Here is a 2,500-nt window from a genome sequence, read left to right as displayed (position 1 = left end):
ACTGCAGGTTTCACTTGTGGAAACGTAGGCCGCTGCCAGCTCTTGAGTTTTTATCTAAAGCTTAGTTCAAAACATTTTTCACATGTTTTTAACTAAGCTTTTTTTTTAGCTATTTATTTTAGCTATCTTTTTATTTTACTTGTTTATCTTTTTTTACGTATTCTATTACTTTTTTAGCTATTCTTTGATTCTCTATTCTTTGTGTATATATTTCTCCTAAACAAACCTATACCACTCCTCCAAAAATTCCATACGCTTATATACCTTAGCTCCTAATGCTATCTTATACTCCATCTCGCTGTGCCCTAAATTCCAGATTTACTATTTTTCCAAGTTCTAGTAAAATGATTATAAATAAAAAATCTATATAAATTTTTGAATTTAAAAATATTAATATACTAAATGCTATCTAAATTTTAAAATTTATAATGATAATATTCATTATTAAATATTTAAAATCAAAAAAATAAATCTTTTTAAACACTTTTTTTTAAAAATAAATCATTTTTATAATTAAATTGAAATCCATATAGATTGAAAATACAACTATAATATTGTCTTTTTACGTGATTAAATAATAATTGTTAAATTAATTTGCAATTTGCAAAATTTAAGCTTTTATTAAGAGTTTTCTCTTGACAAAGGGGGATAATTTGTCTATAATTCCCGTCCAATTTCAGAGGAACGACACAAAGTTCTAAAGAGATATGATCTTTAAAAACGAAGGTTAATAAGAAGTAATTTTTATAAACCGAATATAGAAAAAACGATAAAAAAACAAGAAAAATAATTCTTGTCTATTTAAGCTTTTTACATTTATGTAAAAACACTTGAGTGATAATTTTGTTTAATGGAAACAAAAATTGTCAGTTTCAAACACTTTATTATGGAGAGTTTGATCCTGGCTCAGAGTGAACGCTGGCGGCGTGCTTAACACATGCAAGTCGAACGAGAACGGGTTATAGCTTGCTATAACTGTCAGCTAAGTGGCGCACGGGTGAGTAATATATAGGTAATGTGCCCTAGAGAGGGGGATAACAGTTGGAAACGACTGCTAACACCCCATATGCCTTTAAAACATAAGTTTGCAAGGGAAATATTTATAGCTCTAGGATCGGCCTGTACGGTATCAGCTTGTTGGTGAGGTAATGGCTCACCAAGGCTATGACGCCTAACTGGTTTGAGAGGATGATCAGTCACACTGGAACTGAGACACGGTCCAGACTCCTACGGGAGGCAGCAGTGGGGAATATTGCACAATGGGGGAAACCCTGATGCAGCAACGCCGCGTGGAGGATGACACATTTCGGTGCGTAAACTCCTTTTATATAGGAAGATAATGACGGTACTATATGAATAAGCGCCGGCTAACTCCGTGCCAGCAGCCGCGGTAATACGGAGGGCGCAAGCGTTACTCGGAATCACTGGGCGTAAAGAGCGTGTAGGCGGGTAATTAAGTCAGGAGTGAAATCCTATGGCTCAACCATAGAACTGCTCTTGAAACTGATTACCTAGAATATGGGAGAGGTAGATGGAATTTCTGGTGTAGGGGTAAAATCCGTAGAGATCAGAAGGAATACCGATTGCGAAGGCGATCTACTGGAACATTATTGACGCTGAGACGCGAAAGCGTGGGGAGCAAACAGGATTAGATACCCTGGTAGTCCACGCCCTAAACGATGTACACTAGTTGTTGTGAGGCTAGACCTTGCAGTAATGCAGTAAACACATTAAGTGTACCGCCTGGGGAGTACGGTCGCAAGATTAAAACTCAAAGGAATAGACGGGGACCCGCACAAGCGGTGGAGCATGTGGTTTAATTCGACGATACGCGAAGAACCTTACCTGGACTTGACATAGTAAGAACTTTCTAGAGATAGATTGGTGTCTGCTTGCAGAAACTTATATACAGGTGCTGCACGGCTGTCGTCAGCTCGTGTCGTGAGATGTTGGGTTAAGTCCCGCAACGAGCGCAACCCTCGTCGTTAGTTGCTAACAGTTCGGCTGAGAACTCTAACGAGACTGCCTACGCAAGTAGGAGGAAGGTGAGGACGACGTCAAGTCATCATGGCCCTTACGTCCAGGGCTACACACGTGCTACAATGGGGTATACAAAGAGCCGCGATACCGTGAGGTGGAGCAAATCTCAAAAATATCTCCCAGTTCGGATTGTAGTCTGCAACTCGACTACATGAAGTTGGAATCGCTAGTAATCGTAGATCAGCAATGCTACGGTGAATACGTTCCCGGGTCTTGTACTCACCGCCCGTCACACCATGGGAGTTGAACTCATTCGAAGCGGGGATGCTAAGGTAGCTACCCTCCACAGTGGATTCAGCGACTGGGGTGAAGTCGTAACAAGGTAACCGTAGGAGAACCTGCGGTTGGATCACCTCCTTTCAGAGAAGAGAGAAGTTATTCGATTAACTTCTCCAAAGCTATCAAAGATAGCAAATAAAAAAGGTATATCAACCTTTCTATATTCGGTTTATAAAGATTA

Annotated in this window: 2 rRNA genes (1 of these 2 cut by a window edge); both read left to right on the top strand. The window is 39.4% G+C overall.

Going from position 1 to position 2,500, the window contains the following annotated elements:
* Positions 1 to 41: ribosomal RNA gene (gene rrf / locus ACH5BF_RS14150) — 5S ribosomal RNA — on the top strand; it begins 75 nt to the left of the window's first position.
* A gap of 842 nt (positions 42 to 883) precedes the next feature.
* A 16S ribosomal RNA gene (locus tag ACH5BF_RS14145) occupies positions 884 to 2,400 on the top strand.
* Positions 2,401 to 2,500: the final 100 nt, after the last annotated feature.

The sequence above is a fragment of the Arcobacter pernae genome, from assembly GCF_049472135.1.
In the GTDB taxonomy this organism is placed as follows: domain Bacteria; phylum Campylobacterota; class Campylobacteria; order Campylobacterales; family Arcobacteraceae; genus Arcobacter_B.
Note: the sequence above shows the minus strand (reverse complement) of the source record. Positions and strands in the feature narration are given on the sequence as shown.